This window comes from Pseudomonas fontis (assembly GCF_028656955.1).
Taxonomy (GTDB): domain Bacteria; phylum Pseudomonadota; class Gammaproteobacteria; order Pseudomonadales; family Pseudomonadaceae; genus Aquipseudomonas; species Aquipseudomonas fontis.
In genome coordinates, this window is record NZ_JAMDGY010000026.1 from 14,865 (window position 1) to 37,226 (window position 22,362).

Consider the following 22,362-nt stretch of genomic DNA (forward strand, 5'->3'; position numbering starts at 1 on the left):
GCGATGAAGCTGCGCACACGGCTGTTTCTCAGCATCTCGGCGCTGATGACCGTGGCGTTGCTGGGGTTGGCCCTGGGCCTGATCAGCGTCCAGCAGATGGCCAGCTCGCAGCAGGCGCTGATCCACGACAACGCCTTCGTCCTCGACCAGGGCCTGAAGTTGCGGCAGAACCTGGGGGAACAACTGACCCAGATTCTCGATGAAGGCAGCGACCCAAAAGCCCTGGCCGACTTGCAGAACCAGTTCCAGATGCTGCTCGACGAAGGCATGCAACATGAAAGCAAGACCCAAGCCCTGGCCGGCTTCAGCAAGGCCAGCCAGGATTACCAGGCCTTTTTGCAGGTCATGCGCGAGACCCCGGTCTCGGGCCGCAGCCTGAGCCCGGACATGCCGCTGGGCGCTGCCTTCAACGTATTGCGCGGCGACCTGATCGACGCGCACAAGCAGGCCCTTGAGCACATCACCCACAGCGAGCGCCTGGCCCGCGAGCGTGCCGTGTTGATTTCCGGCCTGCTGGGCGTGGTTGGCCTGGCCGTGCTGGTGCTCGGCTTCATCACCGCGCACGGTATCGCCAAGCGTTTCGGCCAGCCCATCGAGGCCCTGGCCAAAGCCGCCGACCAGATCGGCCAGGGCGACTTCGATGTCACCCTGCCGGTGACCCCGGCGCTGGAAATCAACCAGCTGACCCGGCGCTTCGGCCTGATGGCCGAGGCCCTGCGCAAGCACCAGGCGACCAACGTCGACGAGTTGCTGGCCGGCCAACAGCGCCTGCAGGCGGTGCTCGACAGCATCGATGACGGCTTGCTGATCATCGACCGCCAGGGCCTGCTGGAACACCTCAACCCGGTCGCGCAGCGCCAATTGGGCTGGGATGACCCGCACCTGGGCATCGGCCTGGGCGAGGCGCTCAAGCGTGCCGAGCTGGACGACCAACTGCGCCTGATCCTGCGCGGCGGCAGCCTCGACCGCCCGCCGGAAGACCTGTGCCTGGAGATAGAAGAAGAAACCCGCCTGCTCAGCTACAGCCTGACGCCGGTCTGCCACCCGCAAGGGCCGATCCTCGGTGCGGTGATGGTGCTGCATGACGTGACCGAGCAGCGCGCCTTCGAGCGGGTGCGCAGCGAGTTCGTGCTGCGCGCCTCGCATGAGCTGCGCACGCCGATCACCGGCATGCAGATGGCCTTCGGGTTGTTGCGCGAGCGCGTGAAGTTCCCCGCCGAAGCCCGCGAGAACGACCTGCTGGAGACCATCGGCGAGGAAATGCAGCGCCTGACTCAGTTGATCAACGACCTGCTGAACTTCTCCCGCTACCAGAGCGGCCTGCAAAAACTGGAACTCGCACCCTGCGCCGTGGATGACCTGCTGGAACGCGCTTGCAGCCGTTTTGCGCCATTGATCGAGCTCAAGCAGATCGAGCTGCAGGTCGAGCTCACCGCGCCACTGCCGCGCATCCAGGCCGACCCGGCGCAGCTGGACCGGGTGCTGGACAACCTGCTCGACAATGCCATCCGCCATACCGCCAGCGCAGGGCGCATCCGCTTGCAGGCGCGGCGCCATGCCGAGCGGGTGATCATCAGCGTCGAGGACAACGGCGAGGGCATTGCCTACGGCCAGCAGGGGCGGATCTTCGAACCCTTCGTCCAGGTCGGCCGCAAGAAGGGCGGGGCCGGGCTTGGCCTGGCCTTGTGCAAGGAGATTGTCCAGCTGCATGGCGGGCGCATGGGCGTTTATTCACGCCCTGGCCAGGGCACCCAGTTCTACATGGCCTTGCCGGTCTGAATCGGCTCAGGCCTCGTCGTCGATGCGCCGAGGCCCCATGCGCCGCCCACGGGTGAACATCTCGATGAACTGGCGCGCGTTGAGCGGGTGGGCAAACAACCAGCCCTGGCCGTAGTTGACCCCTTCGCTATTGAGCAGCAGGGCCTGGTCCTCGTATTCGATGCCCTCGGCAATCACCCGCAACTGCAAGGCATGCGCCATGCGGATGATGTGCGGGGCCACGCCGCTGCTGGCGGCGTCATGGCCGAGGGCGTCGATGAACGCCTTGTCGATCTTCAGGCAATCCACCGGCAGGGTTTGCAGGTAGGCCAGGCTGCAATAGCCGGTGCCGAAGTCATCGATCAACACCTGATGGCCCACCGCGCGCAACGCCTGCAAGTTGTCCCGCGCGACCACCACATCGATCAGCCCGCGCTCGGTCACCTCAAAGGCGATCTGGCTGGCTGCGACATGGTGCAGGGCCAGCAGGCGCGCCGCGACCAGGCCGATGCGCGGCACCATCACATCGCACGCCGCAAGGTTCACCGAGATATACAGCTGCGGGTTGGCCCGCAGTACCTGGCCCAATTGCTCCAGCACCCGTTGCAGGACGAAGTCGGTGATCTGGCGGATCTGCCCGGTGTTCTCGGCCAGGGGAATGAACAGGTCCGGCGCGGTCAGCGTGCCGTCCGGCCGCCGCCAGCGCACCAGCGCCTCGGCACCGACACAACGACGGCTGTTCAGCTCGAAGATCGGCTGGTACAGCACCTGCAACTCGCCCCGGCGTATCGCCCCCTGCAACTCCGAACTCATCGAACGGCTCTGGCGAACCAGTTGCAGCACCAGCCAGCCAATGCACCAGGCCAGCAGCAGGCTGCCGGGGAACAGCAGCCAGAGCATGCCGTTCATCTTCAGCGGCAGGCTGGCACGCGGGGTGATCAGCACCAACTGGTAGTCCGGGGACTTGGTCGGCATGCGGTAGATCAGCCGGCTGGGAAACACCTGCAAGGCATCATCGTTGTCCGGCGGCCAGCCACTGGCGGGCGGCCACTCCTGCACCGGACCGAGTACCGGGACGGCGCGGGTGCCCTTGTCGAGAATCACCAGCAGGCTGCCTTCGGGGGGCAGGTCGACCACGTCGGTCAGGTGCCCGCGTGAGGTCGACACGCGAAAATTGCCGCGCCCCAGCACCAGCGCCGCGCGGTTGTCATCGGGTTCGGTGGTGGTGTTGAGCCAGTAGCTGTAGGTCGGGCCCTGGATGTCCGGCGGCGGCAGCTGGTTCAGCGCCTGCTCGCCACCGCGGTTGGAGCACGACTGGCTGCTGTCGACATAGGCCGCCTCGAACAGGAAGCGGTTGTTGTAGGTCACCTGTTGCAGGGTGCTGACCATTTCCGCGTCGCAGCCGCGCAAGGGCTGCGCCTGGAGCAGGTCGACGCCTTGGCGCAGTTGGCCGAAGATCTGCTCCAGGCGCTCGAGAAAGCGCTCGCCCTTGGCGTTCATCTGCGCGCTTTCGCTTTCCTGCAACTGGTGCATGGCCACGCCCAGGCTCGCCAGCAAAAGCAAGGTCGCACTCGCCGTGGCCGCAAGCGTGGCCAGTAGCCAGGGTCGATAAAGCAGGCTGCGCAGCGAGGCAAGGGCAGATGACATCAAGAATTATCCCGTCGAATACCATGAGGTATAGCAACAGCCGGACAATTCGGCCTGCCCGTTGGGCGGCGCGCTAGCGGGCGCTGTTGAGCACCTGCAGGATGGCGGCGGTCTGTGCGTCCGGCTGGCCGTCGAAGCGTTGCGGGCGAAAACGCATCTGGAACGCCGCGAGCACATGACGGGTAGCCACATCGAACTCGCCGGTCTGCTGGATCGAGTAACCAAAGCGCGCCAACTGCTGCTGGTACCAGGTGATGCTCGGCGGGTTCACGTCGAACCGCGCACGCTGCTGGGCCACGGCGCGAGCGTCTGGCCAGATGCCGATGCCGGCGTCGGCCAGGCGCTTCCAGGGGAACAGCGGGCCCGGGTCGAGCTTGCGCAGCGGGGCGATGTCGCTGTGGCCGATGATGTGGCGCGGCTGGATGTTGTTGCGCTTGGCGATGTCCTTGAGCAGCACGATCAGCGATTCGATCTGCGCCTCGGAATACGGGTGCCATACACGCCCTGTAGGGGTGTCGGTGTAGCCGGGGTTGACGATCTCGATGCCGATGGAGCTGGAGTTGAGCCAGGTACGGCCTTCCCACTGGCTGTCCCCGGCATGCCAGGCGCGACGGTTCTCGTCGACCAGTTGGTAGATGGTGCCGTTGTCGTCACCGATCAGGTAGTGGCTGCTGACCTCGCCATGGGTCAGCAAGGCCAGCGAACGCTCCAGCGATGCATTGGTGTAATGCAGGACGACGAACTGGATGCGGCTGTCCTGGTTGGCTGACGGGTGGCTGCGGTCGATCTTCGGACCGCTGGCACAACCGGCCAGTGCCAACAGCAGGAGCGCGGAAAAAAACGCTTTCATGGGAAAAGGGCAACGCCTGGGGAAGTGTGTAATGCAACAGTGTAACGTATCCCCGGCGTTCCGACTTATCCCTCTTCGACGCGATCTTATCCCTGTTCGACGCGATTGCGGCCCTGGTGCTTGGCGCGGTACAGCGCCTCGTCCGCGCGCTTGAGCACGACTTCGCTGCGCTCACCGGAGCGGAAGGCGGTAATGCCGATGGACAGGGTGATGGTGACCCGCTCGCCCTTGAAGTGGAACGGGCAGGCTTCAATGGCAGCGCGCAGGGTCTCGGCCAGCTGGAAACCGTTGACGATGGCGGTCTGCGGGATCAACAGGACAAATTCCTCGCCTCCGAAACGGGCGATGAAGTCGCGGCTGCGCAGGCGTTTGCGCAGCACGTTGGCGACAATCTTCAGGACCTTGTCGCCGGCCTGGTGGCCATAGTTGTCGTTGATGCGCTTGAAGTGGTCGAGGTCGAGCATGGCCATCAGCAGGTGCCCGCCGTTTTCCTGCCAGTCGGCCATCTCCTCGTCCAGGCGCTCGGACCAGGCCGCACGGTTGGGCAGGCCGGTAAGCGGGTCGATCAGGGCCTTCTGGCGCTGCTCTTCGAGGTGCTCGCGGTAGCCGAGGGCTTCCTGCTCCATATTGGCGACACGTTCGGCCAGCCCGTGCAGGCGCGTGGCCATTTCCTGCTCGCGCAGGTCGCGTTGGTGCTGGTGCTCGTCCATGGTCCCGAGCAGCCCTTCAAGGCGGTTCTCAAGGATGTGCTTGAGGCTGTCCAGGTCGGCAGCGCCCTGCACGCTGCTTTGCAGCACATCGACCTGCTCACGCAGTTGGGTGTCCAGGTCGCGCGCCGCCGAGCTGTTGTCGGCGTGCCCTTCGCTGGCTTCCTGCAAGTGGCTCTGGAAGTTCTCCAGGCGCTCGTTCAACTGCTGCAAATACACTTCGAACTCATGCTGACCACTGTCGGTGATCGCCAGCATCAGCACCGCCAGGTCGTCCAGCACCGGCAGCAGTTCATACCAGTTCAGACCATGCTCCAGGCGTTGGCGCACGGCCTGGGCCTGGGGTTTGTGGCGTTCGGGCAGGGTCAGGTCGTTCAACAGGCCGAGCAGGGTGTCCTCGATGTGCCCGGCCACCGAGCTGTAGGACGGTTCGGTACCGCAATCGGGGATGGCGTAGTGTTCTTCTTCCGACTCGCTTGCCGGCTCATCGGCTGTTTCAACCGGAGTGGGCGACTCCTCAAGCACCGGGCTGTCGTGCGGCGGCGCCTCGGCGGATTCGAGGGTCTCGACAGCCGCCGCTGGCTCGCTAGCCTCGACTGGCGCCGTGTCCAGCGCCTCGACCACTTCGGTTTCGACGACTGGCTGCGGTTGCGCTTCGACCTTTTCAGGCGCCGGCGCAGCTACGATGGCCTCAGGCTCGGCAACCGGCTGCGGCTCGACAACCTCCGGCACCGCAACCTTGGCCAGGGGCTGCAGCTCGTCCATATCGGCAAGGTGCAGGCGCTCTGCCGGCGGCCCATCCGGAATGACCGCCGGGCCCATCGGCAGCGGGGGCTCAACGGCAACCGGCAGCAACGCCGGCTCAAACGCATGCGCCGGGCCAGCCGCCTGCGGCTCGTCGTCGCGATGGCCAAACAGACGCTGCAGCAGGCCTGGGCGGGGGGCCTCTTCCGGGCGCTCAAGGTGGGTCAGGGCCTGGCCTTGCAGCGTGCTCAGCTCGCTGAGCAACAGCGGCATTTCCCGCGACTGGCTGGCACGCGCTTCAAGCTGCTTGGAGAATTTCTTCAGCTGGCGGCTGACTTCCGGCGGCAATGGCAGCGTCTGCAATTGCGCGACCAGCGAGTTCAACGCGGTGCCCACCTGGCCGATACGGGTTTCGCGACGTTGCTCGGAATCCAGCACGGCCTTTTCCAGGCGCGGGATCAAGCCGGCCAGGGCAGCGTCCATATTGTCGGTGCGGATAACCTCGCGCATTTCCTTCATGCACTGGTCCACGGCGCGGTCGCTGCCTTCCGCGGCCAGGGTGCTGCGCACCAGGCCCCGACGCAACAAGTCGAGACGGGCGTCCCAGCGGCGCTCGAGCTTTTCCTGCCGCTCGATATTCTTGAGGTATTTTTCTTTCCAGCGCTGGGCTTCGTCGGTCATGCCAGGGTCCGCAGAGGGGAGGACTAACGCAAGACCGGAAATGTATCGACAGTCAGGGCATCAGGCAAACGAATCTCAACCGCGACCGGTAGATGATCGGAGATCGGCTGGGCCAGCACTTGCACGCGTTCCAGGGTCAGGCTCGGGCTGAGCAGGATGTGATCCAGGCAGCGCTGTGGTCTCCAGCTGGGGAACGTGGCCTCCACTTGCGGGGCAATCAGCCCCAGATCACGCAAGGGCGAGTGTTGCAGCAGGTCGCTGGCGTGGGTGTTCATGTCGCCCATCAGCACCTGATGGCGGTAGCCGCCAATCAACTCGCGGATGTAGGCAAGCTGGCGCGCGCGGGTGCGTGCACCCAAGGCCAAGTGCATCATTACCACCACCAGGGCGTCTTCGCCTTCGCCAAAGCGCACCAGGATCGCTCCGCGACCGGCAGGGCCGGGCAGGGGGTGATCTTCGAGCAGTTGCGGTTTGAGGCGGCTGAGCACGCCATTGCTGTGCTGGGCCAGGCGGCCAAGGTTGCGATTGAGCTGCTGGTACCAGTAAGGAAAAGCACCCAACTGGGCCAGGTGCTCGACCTGGTTGACGTAGCCCGAGCGCAGGCTGCCACCGTCGGCCTCCTGCAGGGCCACCAGGTCGAAGTCGCCGAGCAGGTCACCGATCTTCTGCAGGTTGCCGGCACGCCCGGTGTTGGGCAGCAGGTGCTGCCAACTACGGGTCAGGTAGTGCCGGTAACGCTCGGTGCTGATACCCACCTGGATATTGAAACTGAGCAGGCGCAGACGACCATCTGCCGGCAGGCCGTTGGCCTGCACGTGATGTTCATTGACCTGCGGTTCATGCAGGCCAATGCCACGCTCTGTTCGCCAGCGGCGCATGGGGTTCGCCGCTTACTTCGCGGCGCGTTCCTTGGCGATCAGCTGGTCAGCGACGTTCAGTACGCCTTCAGGACCGCCAGCGGTGCCCAGGTCGAAGCGGTACTTGCCGTTGACGACCATGGCTGGCACGCCGGTGATTTCATACTTCTTGGCGAGTTCCTTGGCCTGCTGCACCTGGCCCTTGATGGCGAAGGAGTTGAAGGTGGCGAGGAACTTGTCCTTGTCCACGCCCTGGGTGGCGAGGAAGTCGGCCATGTCACCAGGCTTGGTCAATTGCTTGCGCTGGTTCTGGATGGCGTCGAAGACGGCAGCGTGAACGCTGTGCTCGACGCCCATGGCTTCGAGGGTCAGGAACATCTGGCCGTGAGCGTCCCACGGGCCGCCGAACATGGCCGGAACGCGCTTGAAGTTGACGTCCTTGGGCAGTTTTTCGGCCCATGGGTTGATGGTCGGTTCGAAGTGGTAGCAATGCGGGCAGCCGTACCAGAACAGCTCCACGACTTCGATCTTGCCAGGCACCGAGACCGGCACCGGGTTGCTCAGCTCGATATATTCCTTGCCAGATGCAATTGGCTCTGCAGCCTGGGCGGTCATACCGAAGGCACTGGCAGCCACCAGCGCAGCGCTGAGAATCAGATTACGCATGCTTTACTCCTGAGCAGTCATTGGTCACCTCGTCGCAACCTGCACTGTGACAGGCCGAGGGGGTCCGAGTTCGTTAGTGTAACGGCAGCGGGCAGAAAAAGGGGCGGCCATGGCCGCCCTTTTCATGTTTGCGTTGCAACGATTAACGCAGCGTTAACAGCGGCATCAATGCAGGCCCTGGATGTAGCTGGCCAGCGCTTCGATGTCTTTGTTGGAGAGCTTGGCAGAGATGGAACGCATGGTCATCGCGTCGCCATCGTTGGTGCGGTTGCCTTCACGGAAGTCGGTCAACTGCTTGGTCACGTACGTCGAGTGCTGGCCGCCCAGGTGCGGGAAGCCCGCGACCGCAAGACCCGCGCCGTTGGGCGAATGGCAACCGGTACAGGCCGGCAGGCCCTTGGCCAGGTCGCCGCCATTGAACAGAGCCTTGCCACGCTCGACCAGTTTCGGGTCAGCTGCCCCCACGCTGCCTTTCTGGCTAGCGAAGTAGGCCGCGATATCGGCCAGGTCCTGCTCGTTGAAGGCAGTCAGCATGCCGGTCATTTCCAGCACGGTGCGCTTGCCCGACTTGATATCGTGCAATTGTTTACCCAGGTACCTTTCACCCTGGCCTGCAAGTTTAGGGAAGTTCGGTGCCAGGCTATTGCCGTCCGGATTGTGACAAGCGCCACAAACGGCGGTTTTGGCCTGACCGGCAGCAGCATCGCCGACGATATTACCGGCAGCGTGGGCAACACCTGTGACGCCCAAGGTCAACAGCAGACTCACGAGTAGTTTGTTCATCAGCTAATCCAACTACGGCTAAGGGTGAAAGAGTTATGTATCGGGACTGCCCGTTCATCCTCTGGATGATTGACGGCTGGTCCTCGGCACTGCAGTCCATGCACAATCCACGCTGTGGCATAGCCTTGAAACCCTGAGTGACCTGGCGCTGGTCATCGATCCTGCGCTACCCGGCATGGCAAGCGGCATAGGCTCGCTTGTACACTGCCTGGGGATCCTCTGTTGCCTGAGCGCTGAAACGCTACCAAGTCACCGTAAACAAGCAGCCATTCAGACGGCGAATGACGCTTTCAGGGTTGGGGGATGCACTGCGTTCTACTGCGCAAGCTTGGTTCGACAGCCCCCGTGCACATGCTCCTACGCTGGGATAATGCGCACACAAAATTTAAGGCATTATATACTCCCGTTGCTGAAACGGAAACGACACCCCTTGCCGAGACCTTCTCGCGCAACGCCCAACCGGAAATCCAATGCAAGTCAAAAACCCCATCCTCGGTCTTTGCCAACAGGCCAAGTTCGCCATCAGCGCCGCCAAAGTCGACCAGTGCCCGGAAGACCAGGGTTATGAAGTCGCCTTCGCGGGCCGGTCCAATGCCGGCAAGTCCAGCGCCCTCAACACCCTGACCCATGCGAGCCTCGCGCGCACCTCGAAAACCCCGGGGCGCACTCAGCTGTTGAACTTCTTCAGTCTGGACGATGAACGGCGTCTGGTCGACCTGCCGGGCTACGGATATGCAAAGGTGCCGATTCCGCTCAAGCAGCACTGGCAGCGTCACCTGGAAGCCTACCTGGGCAGCCGTGAAGCGCTCAAAGGCCTGATCCTGATGATGGACGTGCGCCACCCGATGACCGATTTCGACATGATGATGCTCGATTGGTCCCGGGCCAGCGGCATGCCGATGCACATCCTGCTGACCAAAGCCGACAAGCTGACCTACGGCGCAGCGAAGAACACCCTGCTCAAAGTGCAGGCGGAAATTCGCAAAGGCTGGGGCGACAGCGTGACCATCCAGCTGTTCTCGGCGCCAAAACGCCAAGGCCTGGAAGAGGCCTACACAGTGCTCGCGCGCTGGATGGAACTGGCTGACAAGCCCGCAGAATAAGGGCTGCCCGCCAAATCGCGGGCAAAAAAAACCCCGGACTTCGTATGGGGAGGGGGAAGTTCGGGGTCCAAGTCCGGACCGCTAGGGCGGGGTCCAGATATCTGCCAACACTTAACACAACATAGGAGCATCGAAGGGCTTCACCAGCCATTCAGTTACTCTGAGTCGTGGTTCACCGGTTTAGTTCCAAAGCATTAGCAACTATTTGCGATAAAGCTGAAAACTTTCGGCACTAGTGGCCTCCTGCCAGAGGTTTTGCCGCGACGATATGCCGCGGCGCATGCCCTCTATTTAGTGCGCCTCATCCCAGTTCGCGCCCACGCCCACATCCACCACCAGCGGCACGTCGAGTTGCGCGGCACCGCTCATGTGCGGGCGGATCGCTTCGCGCACCTGGTCGATCAGGTCCTCGCGTACTTCCAGGACCAATTCATCGTGTACCTGGAGAATGACCCGGGCATCGAGCCCGGATTCGGTCAGCCAATTATCCACTGCCACCATTGCACGCTTGATGATGTCCGCCGCCGTGCCCTGCATCGGCGCGTTGATCGCCGTGCGCTCGGCGCCAGCGCGCTCCTGCGGCTTGTTGGAGTTGATCGCCGGCAGGTACAGGCGACGCCCGAACAGGGTTTCCACATAGCCCTGGTCCGCCGCCTGCTTGCGGGTGCGCTCCATGTACTCGCGCACCCCTGGGTAGCGGGCAAAGTATTCGTCGATGTAGGCCTTGGCGACCTTGGTGTCGACGCCGATGTCCTTGCCGAGTTTTTTCGCGCCCATGCCATAGATCAGGCCGAAGTTGATCGCCTTGGCGCTGCGGCGCATGTCCGAGGTCACCTCGCCCAGTTCGACCTTGAACACCTCGGCCGCCGTGGCCGTGTGCACGTCCAGGCCTTCGCGGAAGGCCGAGAGCAGGCCTTCGTCACGGGACAGGTGGGCCATGATGCGCAGCTCGATCTGCGAATAGTCCGCCGCCAGCAGCTTGTAGCCCTGGGGGGCGACGAACGCCTGGCGAATGCGCCGCCCTTCAGCGGTACGCGCCGGGATGTTCTGCAGGTTCGGGTCGCTGGAAGACAGCCGGCCAGTGGCCGCGACAGCCTGGTGATAAGAGGTGTGGATACGCCCGGTGCGCGGGTTGATCTGCTCTGGCAGACGGTCGGTGTAGGTGCTTTTCAGCTTGCTCATGGAGCGGTACTGCATCAGTACCTTGGGCAGCGGATAGCCTTCTTCGGCCAAGGCCTCAAGCACGTCTTCAGCGGTGGACGGCTGGCCTTTGGCAGTCTTCTTCAGTACTGGCAGGCCGAACTTGTCATAGAGGATGGCGCCCAGTTGCTTGGGCGAGCCCAGGTTGAACGGCTCACCGGCAATCTCCAGCGCTTCGGCTTCCAGCGCCGCCATCTTGTCGCCCAGCTCACCGCTCTGCACCTTGAGCAGGTCGGCATCGACCAGCGCACCCTGGCGCTCGATCTTCGCCAGCACCGGCACCAAGGGCATCTCGATATCGGTCAACACGCTGGCCAGGCTCGGGATCTCAGCCAGCTTCGCGTTCAGGGTCTGGTGCAGGCGCAGGGTGATGTCGGCGTCTTCAGCAGCGTAGGGGCCGGCCTGTTCCAGCGGGATCTGGTCAAAGGTCAGCTGCTTGGCGCCCTTGCCGGCGATGTCCTGGAAGCTGGTGGTGGTGTAGTCGAGGTACTTGAGCGCCAGGCTGTCCATGTCATGACGGATCGCCGTGGAGTTCAACACGTAGGATTCGAGCATGGTGTCGAAGGCGATACCGCGCACGGTGATGCCATCGTCCGGGTTACCGCCCAGCGCGCAGTTGGCCAGGATGTTCATGTCGAACTTGGCGTGCTGGCCGACCTTGAGCTTGTTCGGGTCTTCCAGCAGCGGCTTCAGCGCCCGCAGGACGCTGTCGCGGTCCAGTTGCTGCGGTGCACCGAGGTAGTTGTGGGCCAACGGGATATAGGCCGCTTCATGGGACTGCACGGCGAACGACACACCGACCAGCTGCGCCTGCTGGGCGTCGATGCCAGTGGTTTCGGTGTCGAAGGCAAACAGCTCGGCGGCTTGCAGCTTGGCCAGCCACGCGTCGAAACGGGCCTGATCGAGGATGGTTTCGTAGCGGGTTTCGGTAGGCTGCGGGGCGCTGGCAACCGCCACTTCGACAGCAGCGGCCGGCGCGTCGACCTTCACTGCGGGCGCCGCCAGTTCAGCGCGCTTGTTGTCGCGCTGGATCTCGTCGACCCAGCTCTTGAATTCCATCTCGGTGTACAGCGCCAGCAGCGCATCGCGGTCAGGCTCGGCGCAGACCAGCGCATCGACTTCGACGTCCAGGGCCACATCCAGCTTGATGGTGGCCAGCTCGTAGGACAGGAACGCCGCGTCACGGTGTTCTTCGAGCTTGGCGGGCAGGGTCTTGGCACCACGAATCGGCAGGGCGGGCACCTTGTCGAGGTTCTCGTACAGCTCGCGCAGGCCGCCACCAATGCCGGTCAGCAGGCCGACGGCGGTTTTCTCGCCCACCCCTGGCACGCCGGGAATGTTGTCGACCTTGTCGCCCATCAGGGCGAGGAAGTCGATGATGTGCTCGGGACCAACGCCGAATTTCTCTTTCACGCCCTCGATGTCCATCACGCTGCCGGTCATGGTGTTGACCAGGGTGACGTGGCCATCGACCAGCTGGGCCATGTCCTTGTCACCGGTGGAGATGATCACCGGGCGCCCGGCCGCCGCGCTGCTGCGCGCCAGGGTACCGATCACGTCGTCGGCCTCGACGCCTTCTACACACAGCAGCGGGTAGCCCAGGGCACGCACGCTGGCATGCAGCGGCTCGACCTGCACGCGCAGGTCGTCGGGCATGCTTGGGCGGTTGGCTTTGTATTCGGCGTACATTTCATCGCGGAACGTGCCGCCTTTGGCGTCGAAAACCACGGCAAACAGGCTCTCCGGGTACTGCCGGCGCAGGCTCTTGAGCATGTTCAACACGCCTTTCACCGCACCGGTCGGCAACCCTTTGGACGTGGTCAGCGGCGGCAGCGCGTGAAAGGCGCGGTAGAGGTAGGAAGAACCGTCCACCAGGACGAGGGGAGCTTGGCTCATGAGCAGAATCAACCTTTTCGGCGGGCCCGGCGCTAGAATGTCCGGAACATTGACGACAAAGGGACAAGGTTATCATGCGTACAGTAAATCGCCTGTTGCTGCTCGGCCTCCTGGCTACCGCACCGCTTGCAGCGTTTGCCGCGGATGAAGCGCCTTCGGCCGATCCGGATGTCACCATTCGCCAGGAAGGCGACAAAACTATCCAGGAATACCGCCAGAACGGTTTCCTGTATGCAATCAAGGTCACCCCCAAAGGCGGCAAGCCGTACTTCCTGGTACGCGCCGATGGGACGGACGCCAACTTCATTCGTTCCGACCAACCGGATATGCTGATCCCGTCCTGGAAGATCTTCGAGTGGTAGAAAGGACCTTTTCCATCAACCCGGCGCAGCTGCATGGCTGCGCCCGAATGAGCAGTTTTTGACCATGTCTGTCTTCACCCCACTGACCCGGCCTGAGCTGGAAACCTTTCTGGCGCCCTATGGACTGGGTCGCCTGCGGGACTTCCAAGGCATTGCCGCCGGTACCGAGAACAGCAACTTCTTCGTCAGCCTCGAACAGGGTGAGTTCGTTCTGACACTGGTCGAACGCGGGCCGATCCAGGACCTGCCGTTCTTCATCGAACTGCTCGATGTGCTGCACGAGGACGACCTGCCGGTGCCTTACGCGCTGCGCACCACCGACGGTGTGGCCCTGCGTGAGCTGGCCGGCAAGCCGGCGCTGTTGCAGCCGCGCCTGTCGGGCAAGCACATCAAGGTGCCCAATACCCAGCATTGCGCACAGGTCGGCGACTTGCTCGGGCACCTGCATGTGGCGACCCGCAACAAGGTCCTGGAGCGCAAGACTGACCGTGGCCTGGACTGGATGCTGGAGACCGGCGCCGAGCTGATGCCGCGCCTGACGGCCGAGCAGCAAGGCCTGCTGCAGGGTTGCCTGGGCGAGATTGCCGAGCACAAGGCGCAGATCCTCGGGTTGCCACGGGCCAACCTGCACGGCGACCTGTTCCGCGACAACGTGATGTTCGAAGGCACTCACCTGACCGGGCTGATCGACTTCTACAATGCTTGTTCCGGGCCGATGCTGTACGACGTGGCGATCACCTTGAATGACTGGTGCTGCGACGAGGCCGGGAAGATCGATGGTGCGCTGGCTCGCGCCTTGCTGGGCGCCTATGCGGCACGCCGGGCGTTCACCGCGACAGAGGCCGAGTTGTGGCCGCTGATGCTGCGGGTGGCCTGTGTGCGCTTCTGGCTGTCACGCTTGATTGCCGCCGAATCGTTCGCCGGGATGGACGTGATGATTCACGACCCGGCGGAGTTCGAGGTGAAGCTGGCGGCACGTCAGCAGGTGGCGATTGTCCTGCCGTTTGCCTTGTAGGCCCTAAAAGCATCGCGGGACCAGCCCGCTCCCACAGGGTGCCTCAAAACACCTGTGGAAGCGGGCTGGTCCCGCGATGAGGCCTTCAGAGTTTTTCGAGGCAGCCGGCCAGGCCATTCCCCAGGTTTTCCAGCAACTGCTCATAGCCTTGGGCGTTCACCGGCAGTGTCCCGCCCAATGCATCCAGCTCCGCCAGCGTCACCGGCAAACCGGCGGTCAAGGTGTCTGCCAGGCGCGGGCGCAGCGGCGGCTCACTGAACACGCAGGTCTTGCCGACTTCCTGCAAGCGCTTGCGCATCGCCGCCACATGTTGGGCGCCGGGCTGTACTTCGGCCGCCACACTGAACACACCGGTGTGCTTGAGCCCATAGGTCGACTCGAAATAGTCGAACGCCTCATGGAAGACAAAGAACGGCTTGTCGGACACACCCGCCATGCGCGCCTTCAAACGCTGGTCCAGCGCATCCAGACGGGCGTCGAAGGCCTGCAGGTTGCTCTGGTAACGCGCGGCATTGGCCGGGTCGGCGGCGCTCAGGTCGCTGGCCATTTTCGCGGCAATCACCCGGGCGTTGACCGACGACAACCACAAATGCGCATCCAGGCTGCCCGGGCGGTGATCATGATCGTGGTCATCCCCGTCATCTTCATCATGGGAATGGCTGTCCTCGCCAAAATGGCGCAGTTGCAAGCCGGGAATACCCTGCAACGCCACGCTCGGCTTGCTGCGGGTGCTCAGTACCCGTGGCAGGAAGCCTTCCATGTCCGGGCCGATCCAGTACAGCAGGTCGACTTCAGCCACACGCCGTACGTCGGAAGGGCGCAAAGCGTAGTGATGCGGCGATGCACCGGGCGGCAGCAAGACCTCAGGTTTACCCACACCGTCCTGCACGGCAGCGGCAATCAGCTGCAGCGGCTGGATGCTGGTGAGTACGCGAACCTCAGCCTGCGCAGGTGGCAGAACAGCCAGCGCAGCGGCAAAAGCGACAAAAAGGGCAAAAAATCGGGACACGACAATCACTCGATGGGCCAGGAACAGGTAACATAATAACGTCTCTCCACAGAACCGTCGCTGCCCATGCCCATTACACCGCTGGCCAACCGCCCTCACGATCACTCCCATTGCGTGCATAGCGCCTTGTCCGAGGCCGATGCCTTGTGCGCGCAGAAAGGCCTGCGCCTGACCGCCCTGCGCCGCCGCGTGCTGGAACTGGTGTGGCAGAGCCACAAGCCGCTGGGCGCCTACGACATCCTCGGTGTGCTGAGCGAGCAGGACGGCCGCCGCGCCGCGCCCCCTACCGTTTATCGGGCGCTGGATTTCCTCCTCGAGAACGGCCTGGTCCACCGCATCGCTTCGCTCAACGCCTTCATGGGCTGCAGCCACCCGGAGCACGCCCACCAGGGCCAGTTCCTGATCTGCCGCAATTGCCATGTCGCCATCGAGCTGGAACAGCTGAGCATCAGCGATGCCATCGTCGCCAGTGCCAGCGAAGTGGGGTTCAGCGTCGAAACCCAGACCGTGGAAGTCGTCGGTCTGTGCGGCACTTGCCGGAGCGCATGATGAACAACCCGTTGATTCGCCTGGAGCGGGTCGGCGTGGCCTTCGCCGGCCAGGCCATCCTCGACAGTATCGACCTGAGTGTGGAGCCGGGGCAGATCGTCACCCTGATCGGCCCCAACGGCGCCGGCAAGACCACCCTGGTGCGCGCCGTGCTCGGCCTGTTGAAGCCCGACAGCGGCAGCGTCTGGCGCAAACCCAAGCTGCGCATCGGCTACATGCCGCAAAAACTTCAGGTCGACCCGACGTTGCCCCTGTCAGTGCTGCGCTTCTTGCGCCTGGTGCCGGGTGTCGACCGCGCCATGGCACTGTCTGCGCTGAATGAAGTGGGCGCCGAGCAGGTCATCGACAGCCCGATCCAGAACATTTCCGGCGGCGAGATGCAGCGAGTGCTGCTGGCCCGTGCGCTGCTGCGCGAACCTGAACTACTGGTACTCGACGAGCCCGTGCAGGGCGTCGACGTCGCCGGCCAGGCCGAGCTCTACAGCCTGATTACCCGCCTGCGCGACCGCCATGGCTGCGGTGTATTGATGGTCTCCCACGACCTGCACCTGGTGATGAGCACCACCGACCAGGTGGTCTGCCTCAACCGTCACGTGTGCTGTTCCGGCCACCCGGAGCAGGTCAGCGGCGACCCGGCGTTCGTCGAGCTGTTCGGCAATCACGCGCCAAGCCTGGCGATCTACCACCATCATCACGACCACGCCCACGACCTGCACGGCTCGGTGGTCACCCCGGCCCAAGACGGCCACGTCCACGGAGACCACTGCAAGCATGGCTGATTTCCTGCTCTACGCCCTGCTCGCAGGTTTGTCCCTGGCCGTGGTGGCCGGCCCGCTGGGGTCGTTCGTGGTCTGGCGGCGCATGGCCTATTTCGGCGACACCCTGTCGCATGCCGCGCTGCTGGGCGTGGCCCTGGGCTTCGCCCTGGACGTCAGCCCGGCGCTGGCGGTAACCGTCGGCTGCCTGTTGCTGGCCATCCTCCTGGTGACCTTGCAGCAGCGCCAGCCGCTGGCCTCGGACACCCTGCTGGGGATCCTCGCGCCGAGCACGCTGTCGCTGGGCCTGGTGGCCCTGAGCTTCATGCACGATGTGCGCATCGACCTGATGGCCTACCTGTTCGGCGACCTGCTGGCGATCAGCCCCGGCGACCTTGCGTGGATCCTCGGTGGCAGCGCCGTCGTGCTGCTGCTGGTGGTCGCCCTGTGGCGCCCGCTGCTGGCGGTCACCGTGCACGAGGAACTGGCCCGGGTCGAAGGGCTGCCGGTGGCCGGGCTGCGCCTGGCACTGATGCTGCTGATCGCCGTGGTGATCGCCGTGGCGATGAAGATCGTCGGCGTGCTGTTGATCACCTCGCTGCTGATCATCCCCGCTGCTGCCGCCCAACGCCACGCCCGCTCGCCGGAGCAGATGGCCCTGGGCGCCAGCCTGATCGGCGTGGTGGCGGTGTGCAGCGGCCTGGCCCTGTCGTGGTTCAAGGACACCCCGGCCGGCCCGTCAATCGTGGTCTGTGCAGCGGTGCTATTCTTGGTGAGCCTGGCACTGCCGCGACGTTGATCCGCCCCGATCTCGCGCAGGGTGCCACCGACGGTGGTCGCGCCCTGCGACATTTTTATCGTGTCCGTAGCGGGAAGAATGTTTTTCGAGCCAGCGGACTGGGTGTAGACTTGCTCGCTTTTTGCGCAAATAGAGAGTCGCAGGAATGAAGCCGTTTACCTCCCGTTATCTGCTCCTTGCCGCGTTTTCGCTGGTGCTGGCCGCTTGCTCAAGCAAGCCGGCAGATACCGCCACACCTGTTACGCCAGACGCCTGGCAGCAGCTTGACCAAAGCATCGCCAGCAGCGAGCTGGCCACCGCCGAAGACCAACTGGCCGACTTGCAGGCCAAGTCGCCCAATGATGCGCGTGTCGAGCAATTCCAGCGCCAGCTGGCCGAAGCCTACCTGCAACGCAGCCAGATCGTCCTGCAGAAGGGCGATGTGAATGCCGCCGCCACCGCGCTGAGCCGCGCCCGTGCCCTGATGCCCAAGGCACCGGCGCTGACCGGTGGGGTCAATGGCGCCATCGCCCAGGCCCGCAAGGATGAGCTGGACAAGGCCGAAGCCGCGCTGAAGGCTGCCGAAGCCCGGCCGCAAGCCAAGGTCATCGACCCGACGGCGCCGAGCACTGTCATTGCCCTGAAGATCAACAAGATCGCTGATCTGCGCCGCCAGCTGGACGACATTGCCACCGATGTCGTGAACTACCAGTGCGACGTGGTCTTCCAGGTGCCACGCACCCAGGACTACCCGTGGCTGTCGACCTTGCTGAGCAAGCGCGTGCACAAGCGCGACGCCAACTTCGACCTGAAGCAACTGCACGAGATCCATCGCAACCAACCGGCCCAGGTGGTCCTGACGCCACGCCGCAGCGAGTGACACCCTCGGGTGCCCGGCCACGGGCACCCGACACGTCCGTCACGCCGGCACTGCCTTGGCTGCCGCCTCTCGCTTCCACACCCGATGCTTGCCGATGGCGCTGACAAAGGCCTTGTAGGCCTTCTTGTCGCTGCCGCTGAGCAGGCCGCTGTCAGCCTTCAGGTGCAGGCTGTCGAACCAGCCCTGTGCATCGCTATCGCCGCCAATGGGCTTGAGGTGCTTGTAGGCCTCCAACACGAAGTGCACCGCAGTGCCATCGCCGCTCAAGGCCTTGAGGGCAGCCTTGCCGCCCGCCACCCAGACCGCATCGAAGGCCACCGACGGCAGGCCCTCCATCGAAGCATCCACCGCCAGCGGCTGACCGGAGCTAGTCGTCACCGGCGCCGAACTTGGGCCCAGCAGCTTGATGGCGGCACTCTCGGCCTGCAATGCCTTGACCAGGCTGTCGAGCAGGTCCGCCTCCACCCCGTCGGCAACCAGCACCGCCACCTTGCGGCCCTTGATGCCCGAGCCCAGCAGGTTCATCTGGCTCAGGGCCGGCGAAGCCTTGAGCGTCAGCGCCTGCTCCTTGACCGTCGCGGCCTTGGGCGCGGGCAGGCCGAGGTTGGCGGCCACACGCCTGGCCAGCTTCAGGTCGATATTGGCCAACACCTCATTCACCTCACGCGCGCGGATGTGCTCGCGCTCGACCTTGCCCAGCTCGAAGCTGTAGGCAGCAATGATGTGCTCCTGCTCGGTCGGGCTCATGCTCTGAAAGAACAAGCGCGCCTGGGAGAAGTGGTCGGCAAAGGACGGGCTGCGTTGACGAACCTTGTGCGCCTCGATGCGCTCCGGGTACGACTCGAATCCGCCGTCCTCAGCGGCTGCCGGGGTTTCCTTGGGCCAACCGGCATCGATGGAGTTGGGTTCGTAGGCGGCGCGCCCCTTGTCCAGGGTCACCCGATGCTGGGCGTCGCGCTGGCCATTGTGGTTCGCGGCCAAGGGGCGGTTGATCGGGATCTCATGGAAGTTCGGCCCGCCCAGCCGGCTGATCTGCGTATCGGTGTAGGAGAACAAGCGCCCTTGCAGCAGCGGGTCGTTGGAAAAGTCGATGCCAGGCACGATATGCCCAGGGCAGAAGGCAACCTGCTCGGTCTCGGCGAAGAAGTTGTCCGGGTTGCGGTTGAGCACCATGCGCCCGAGCGGGGTTACTGGCACCAGCTCCTCGGGAATGAGCTTGGTCGGATCAAGCAGGTCGAAGTCGAATTTATGCTCATCGGCTTGCGGGACGATCTGCACACCGAATTCCCACTCGGGGTAATTGCCGGTTTCAATGGCCTCCCACAAGTCGCGGCGATGGAAGTCCGCATCCTTGCCGGCCAGCTTCTGCGCCTCGTCCCACAGCAGCGACAGCACGCCCTGCTTGGGTTTCCAGTGGAACTTGACGAAGTTGGCCTCGCCCTTGGCGTTGATCAGGCGGAAGGTGTGCACACCAAAGCCTTCCATGGTCCGCAGGCTTTTCGGAATCGCCCGGTCGGACATCGCCCACATCACCATGTGGGCCGACTCCGGCACCAGCGAGACGAAGTCCCAGAAGGTGTCGTGAGCCGAGCCGCCCGTCGGCATCTCGTTGTGCGGCTCAGGCTTCACCGCGTGCACGAAGTCGGGAAACTTGATCGCATCCTGGATAAAGAACACCGGCATGTTGTTGCCGACCAGGTCGAAATTGCCTTCGTCAGTGAAGAACTTCACCGCAAAGCCGCGCACATCCCGCACCGTGTCCCCTGAGCCGCGCGGCCCCTGCACGGTGGAGAACCGCACGAATACTGGCGTGATCTTCTCCGGGTCCTGCAGAAAGCCCGCCTTGGTCAACGCCGCATGCGCGGCGTAGGGCTGGAAAAAGCCGTGGGCGCCGGTACCCCGGGCATGAACAATCCGTTCCGGGATGCGCTCATGGTCGAAATGCGTGATCTTCTCGCGCATGATGAAATCTTCAAGCAGCGAAGGGCCGCGGTCCCCCGCCTTCAGCGAGTTCTGGTTGTCGGCTACCTTCACCCCCTGGTTGGTTCGCAAGGCCTGGCCGGTGGCGTCACTGCGAAAGGCTTCGAGGCTTTGCAGCTTGGCGTTGGTGTTGGCCCGGTCGGGTGTCTGGGTGCCGGCGAGTTGGCTTTCCTTGGGCGCATTCTTCTTGCTGGGCATGGGTCTGCTCTCCTCATCAGTCGTCGCGGTGCCCGTCCAGGGCTTGTTCTGCTAGTGACTGAAGGGCCGTACGGAGCGCTCCATTGAATGTGACCACTGATCGCGTTATTCCAGCAGCATTGGTCAAAGGCGAAATAAATGCTAAGAACCTCTATACGAACAGGCTAAAATGCGCGGCCCGGCTAACCGCTGACCCAATTTCCATGCGCCCCACAAGGTTCGCTACGTGATCGAGTTTCAACAAGTCCATAAAACCTACCGCGTCGCCGGTAAGGATATCCCCGCGCTGCACCCGACCAGCCTGCGCGTCGAAGACGGCCAGGTGTTCGGCCTGATCGGCCATTCGGGTGCCGGGAAAAGTACCCTGCTGCGCCTGATCAACCGTCTGGAAGCCCCAAGCGGCGGCAAGATCATCGTCGACGGTGAAGACGTCACCGCGTTCGACGCCAACCACCTGCGGCGCTTCCGCCAGCAGGTCGGGATGATCTTCCAGCACTTCAACCTGCTGGCCTCCAAGACCGTCGCCGACAACGTCGCGCTGCCATTGATCCTGGCCGGCGAGCTGTCGCGCAAAGCCATCGACCAGCGCGTCAACGAGCTGCTGGCCCGCGTCGGCCTGTCCGAGCACGCGAAGAAGTACCCGGCGCAGCTGTCCGGTGGCCAGAAGCAGCGCGTCGGCATTGCCCGCGCACTCTCCACCCAGCCGAAAATTTTGCTGTGTGACGAGGCCACCAGTGCCCTCGACCCGCAAACCACGGCCTCGGTCCTGCAACTGCTGGCCGAGATCAACCGCGAGCTGAAGCTGACCATCGTGCTGATCACCCACGAGATGGACGTGATCCGCCGTGTCTGCGACCAGGTGGCCGTGATGGACGCCGGGCACATCGTCGAGCAAGGCACGGTGGCCGAGGTGTTCCTGCACCCCAAGCACCCGACCACCAAGCGCTTCGTCCAAGAGGACGAGCAGGTCGATGAAAACGAACAGCGCGACGACTTCGCCCACGTTCCCGGGCGCATCGTGCGCCTGACCTTCCAGGGCGATGCCACCTACGCACCGCTGCTGGGCACTGTGGCCCGTGAGACCGGGGTGGATTACAGCATCCTGGCCGGGCGTATCGACCGCATCAAGGACACCCCGTATGGGCAGCTGACCCTCGCCATCACTGGCGGCGACATGGAAGCGGCGTTTACCTGCTTCAAGGCGGCTGATGTTCATATGGAGGTATTGCGTTAATGGACCTGAGTTACTTCGCCAACGTCGACTGGGCCGAAATCTGGCTGGCCACCGTCGACACCATGATCATGCTCGGTGGCTCGCTGTTCTTCACCGTGCTGCTCGGCCTGCCGTTGGGTGTGCTGCTGTTCCTCTGCGGCCCGCGCCAGCTGTTCGAACAGAAGGGCGTGTATGCGCTGCTGTCGCTGGTGGTCAACATCCTGCGCTCGCTGCCGTTCATCATCCTGCTGATCGTGATGATCCCGATCACTGTGCTGATCACCGGCACCTCGCTGGGCGTGGCCGGTGCGATTCCGCCCCTGGTGGTCGGTGCCACACCGTTCTTCGCGCGCCTGGTGGAAACCGCGCTGCGGGAAGTGGACCGCGGCATCATCGAAGCCACCCAGTCGATGGGCGCGACCACCCGGCAGATCATCACCAACGCCTTGCTGCCGGAAGCGCGGCCGGGCATTTTCGCGGCCATTACCGTGACCGCCATCACCCTGGTGTCGTACACCGCGATGGCCGGTGTGGTGGGCGCGGGCGGCCTGGGCGACCTGGCGATCCGCTTCGGCTACCAGCGTTTCCAGACCGACGTGATGATCGTCACCGTGGTGCTGCTGCTGATCCTGGTTCAGGTACTGCAGAGCGTCGGCGACAAACTGGTTGTGCATTTTTCCCGTAAGTAACCCCAGCGTCGGCCAGGCCGACGCCTCGAGGGCCAGAACGGC

18 protein-coding genes and 2 pseudogenes are annotated in these 22,362 nt (G+C 63.9%); 10 read left to right on the plus strand and 10 right to left on the minus strand.

Features of this window, described 5'->3' with window-relative positions:
- The first annotated feature begins 3 nt into the window (after positions 1-3).
- Complete coding sequence (locus M5G11_RS11280; RefSeq protein WP_273912996.1) at positions 4-1,779, plus strand: KinB sensor domain-containing domain; 1,776 nt, start codon at positions 4-6, stop codon at positions 1,777-1,779.
- Between the two features lie 6 nt (positions 1,780-1,785).
- On the opposite strand, the gene M5G11_RS11285 is transcribed toward M5G11_RS11280, so the two are convergent.
- From M5G11_RS11285 to M5G11_RS11315, 7 genes and pseudogenes are all read right to left on the minus strand, one after another.
- Positions 1,786-3,405, minus strand: a complete 1,620-nt coding sequence (locus tag M5G11_RS11285; RefSeq protein WP_273912995.1) for an EAL domain-containing protein — start codon at positions 3,403-3,405, stop codon at positions 1,786-1,788.
- Positions 3,406-3,478: 73 nt separating this feature from the next.
- A complete protein-coding gene (locus tag M5G11_RS11290; RefSeq protein WP_273912994.1) occupies positions 3,479-4,255 on the minus strand; it encodes an N-acetylmuramoyl-L-alanine amidase in 777 nt (258 codons plus the stop codon).
- Positions 4,256-4,341: 86 nt separating this feature from the next.
- A complete protein-coding gene (locus M5G11_RS11295; RefSeq protein WP_273912993.1) occupies positions 4,342-6,387 on the minus strand; it encodes a diguanylate cyclase in 2,046 nt (681 codons plus the stop codon).
- Positions 6,388-6,410: 23 nt separating this feature from the next.
- Entirely contained in the window at positions 6,411-7,265 is an 855-nt protein-coding gene (locus M5G11_RS11300; protein ID WP_273912992.1) for an endonuclease/exonuclease/phosphatase family protein, read from the minus strand.
- A 12-nt stretch (positions 7,266-7,277) separates the two neighbouring features.
- Positions 7,278-7,910 carry a thiol:disulfide interchange protein DsbA gene (gene dsbA / locus M5G11_RS11305; RefSeq protein WP_273912991.1) on the minus strand — a complete coding sequence of 211 codons (633 nt, stop codon included), beginning with the start codon at positions 7,908-7,910 and terminating at the stop codon, positions 7,278-7,280.
- 165 nt (positions 7,911-8,075) lie between these two features.
- Complete coding sequence (locus tag M5G11_RS11310; protein WP_273912990.1) at positions 8,076-8,693, minus strand: c-type cytochrome; 618 nt, start codon at positions 8,691-8,693, stop codon at positions 8,076-8,078.
- A 52-nt stretch (positions 8,694-8,745) separates the two neighbouring features.
- Positions 8,746-8,959, minus strand: a pseudogene (locus M5G11_RS11315) (c-type cytochrome); the annotation flags it as partial.
- 204 nt (positions 8,960-9,163) lie between these two features.
- Between M5G11_RS11315 and yihA the strand changes: the two are divergent.
- Positions 9,164-9,796, plus strand: a complete 633-nt coding sequence (gene yihA, locus M5G11_RS11320) for a ribosome biogenesis GTP-binding protein YihA/YsxC (RefSeq protein WP_273912989.1) — start codon at positions 9,164-9,166, stop codon at positions 9,794-9,796.
- Positions 9,797-10,087: 291 nt separating this feature from the next.
- Here the strand turns inward: yihA and polA are convergent, their stop codons facing one another.
- Positions 10,088-12,892 (minus strand): DNA polymerase I, encoded by a 2,805-nt coding sequence (gene polA / locus M5G11_RS11325; protein WP_273912988.1) that lies wholly within the window; start codon positions 12,890-12,892, stop codon positions 10,088-10,090.
- Between the two features lie 74 nt (positions 12,893-12,966).
- Between polA and M5G11_RS11330 the strand changes: the two genes are divergently transcribed.
- Together M5G11_RS11330 and M5G11_RS11335 are read left to right on the plus strand one after the other, a co-directional pair.
- Positions 12,967-13,254 (plus strand): DUF2782 domain-containing protein, encoded by a 288-nt coding sequence (locus M5G11_RS11330; RefSeq protein WP_273912987.1) that lies wholly within the window; start codon positions 12,967-12,969, stop codon positions 13,252-13,254.
- A 64-nt stretch (positions 13,255-13,318) separates the two neighbouring features.
- Positions 13,319-14,269 carry a homoserine kinase gene (locus tag M5G11_RS11335; protein WP_273912986.1) on the plus strand — a complete coding sequence of 317 codons (951 nt, stop codon included), beginning with the start codon at positions 13,319-13,321 and terminating at the stop codon, positions 14,267-14,269.
- Positions 14,270-14,354: 85 nt separating this feature from the next.
- Here M5G11_RS11335 and M5G11_RS11340 read toward each other — a convergent pair whose 3' ends face one another.
- Positions 14,355-15,278 carry a zinc ABC transporter substrate-binding protein gene (locus M5G11_RS11340; protein WP_273912985.1) on the minus strand — a complete coding sequence of 308 codons (924 nt, stop codon included), beginning with the start codon at positions 15,276-15,278 and terminating at the stop codon, positions 14,355-14,357.
- A 66-nt stretch (positions 15,279-15,344) separates the two neighbouring features.
- Here M5G11_RS11340 and zur point away from each other — a divergent pair, with 66 nt between their 5' ends.
- From zur to M5G11_RS11360, 4 genes are all read left to right on the plus strand, one after another.
- Positions 15,345-15,827: a zinc uptake transcriptional repressor Zur gene (zur, locus tag M5G11_RS11345; protein ID WP_273912984.1), complete on the plus strand. Its 483-nt coding sequence runs from the start codon at positions 15,345-15,347 to the stop codon at positions 15,825-15,827.
- Positions 15,827-16,606, plus strand: a complete 780-nt coding sequence (znuC, locus tag M5G11_RS11350; protein ID WP_273912983.1) for a zinc ABC transporter ATP-binding protein ZnuC — start codon at positions 15,827-15,829, stop codon at positions 16,604-16,606. The genes zur and znuC overlap by 1 nt, the downstream gene beginning before the upstream one ends.
- Positions 16,599-17,381, plus strand: coding sequence for a zinc ABC transporter permease subunit ZnuB (gene znuB / locus M5G11_RS11355; RefSeq protein WP_273912982.1), 783 nt, complete (start codon positions 16,599-16,601; stop codon positions 17,379-17,381). The genes znuC and znuB overlap by 8 nt, the downstream gene beginning before the upstream one ends.
- A 145-nt stretch (positions 17,382-17,526) precedes the next feature.
- A complete protein-coding gene (locus M5G11_RS11360; protein WP_273912981.1) occupies positions 17,527-18,240 on the plus strand; it encodes a PA5502 family lipoprotein in 714 nt (237 codons plus the stop codon).
- Between the two features lie 39 nt (positions 18,241-18,279).
- Here M5G11_RS11360 and katE read toward each other — a convergent pair.
- A pseudogene (katE, locus tag M5G11_RS11365) lies at positions 18,280-20,436 on the minus strand (catalase HPII); the annotation flags it as partial.
- Positions 20,437-20,644: 208 nt separating this feature from the next.
- Here katE and M5G11_RS11370 point away from each other — a divergent pair.
- A complete protein-coding gene (locus tag M5G11_RS11370) occupies positions 20,645-21,652 on the plus strand; it encodes a methionine ABC transporter ATP-binding protein (RefSeq protein ID WP_273912980.1) in 1,008 nt (335 codons plus the stop codon).
- Complete coding sequence (locus M5G11_RS11375; protein WP_273912979.1) at positions 21,652-22,320, plus strand: methionine ABC transporter permease; 669 nt, start codon at positions 21,652-21,654, stop codon at positions 22,318-22,320. Before M5G11_RS11370 ends, M5G11_RS11375 begins: the two co-directional genes overlap by 1 nt.
- Positions 22,321-22,362: the final 42 nt, after the last annotated feature.

What these genes read in the sequence shown, in the direction of transcription:
- polA (WP_273912988.1), bottom strand. Translation starts at nt 12,892, where the DNA reads ATGAGCCAAGCTCCCCTCGTCCTGGTGGACGGTTCTTCCTACCTCTAC.
- M5G11_RS11290 (WP_273912994.1), bottom strand. Translation starts at nt 4,255, where the DNA reads ATGAAAGCGTTTTTTTCCGCGCTCCTGCTGTTGGCACTGGCCGGTTGT.
- M5G11_RS11285 (WP_273912995.1), bottom strand. Translation starts at nt 3,405, where the DNA reads ATGTCATCTGCCCTTGCCTCGCTGCGCAGCCTGCTTTATCGACCCTGG.
- znuB (WP_273912982.1), top strand. Translation starts at nt 16,599, where the DNA reads ATGGCTGATTTCCTGCTCTACGCCCTGCTCGCAGGTTTGTCCCTGGCC.
- M5G11_RS11310 (WP_273912990.1), bottom strand. Translation starts at nt 8,693, where the DNA reads ATGAACAAACTACTCGTGAGTCTGCTGTTGACCTTGGGCGTCACAGGT.
- znuC (WP_273912983.1), top strand. Translation starts at nt 15,827, where the DNA reads ATGAACAACCCGTTGATTCGCCTGGAGCGGGTCGGCGTGGCCTTCGCC.
- M5G11_RS11360 (WP_273912981.1), top strand. Translation starts at nt 17,527, where the DNA reads ATGAAGCCGTTTACCTCCCGTTATCTGCTCCTTGCCGCGTTTTCGCTG.
- M5G11_RS11280 (WP_273912996.1), top strand. Translation starts at nt 4, where the DNA reads ATGAAGCTGCGCACACGGCTGTTTCTCAGCATCTCGGCGCTGATGACC.
- yihA (WP_273912989.1), top strand. Translation starts at nt 9,164, where the DNA reads ATGCAAGTCAAAAACCCCATCCTCGGTCTTTGCCAACAGGCCAAGTTC.
- M5G11_RS11295 (WP_273912993.1), bottom strand. Translation starts at nt 6,387, where the DNA reads ATGACCGACGAAGCCCAGCGCTGGAAAGAAAAATACCTCAAGAATATC.
- M5G11_RS11330 (WP_273912987.1), top strand. Translation starts at nt 12,967, where the DNA reads ATGCGTACAGTAAATCGCCTGTTGCTGCTCGGCCTCCTGGCTACCGCA.
- M5G11_RS11300 (WP_273912992.1), bottom strand. Translation starts at nt 7,265, where the DNA reads ATGCGCCGCTGGCGAACAGAGCGTGGCATTGGCCTGCATGAACCGCAG.
- zur (WP_273912984.1), top strand. Translation starts at nt 15,345, where the DNA reads ATGCCCATTACACCGCTGGCCAACCGCCCTCACGATCACTCCCATTGC.
- dsbA (WP_273912991.1), bottom strand. Translation starts at nt 7,910, where the DNA reads ATGCGTAATCTGATTCTCAGCGCTGCGCTGGTGGCTGCCAGTGCCTTC.
- M5G11_RS11335 (WP_273912986.1), top strand. Translation starts at nt 13,319, where the DNA reads ATGTCTGTCTTCACCCCACTGACCCGGCCTGAGCTGGAAACCTTTCTG.
- M5G11_RS11375 (WP_273912979.1), top strand. Translation starts at nt 21,652, where the DNA reads ATGGACCTGAGTTACTTCGCCAACGTCGACTGGGCCGAAATCTGGCTG.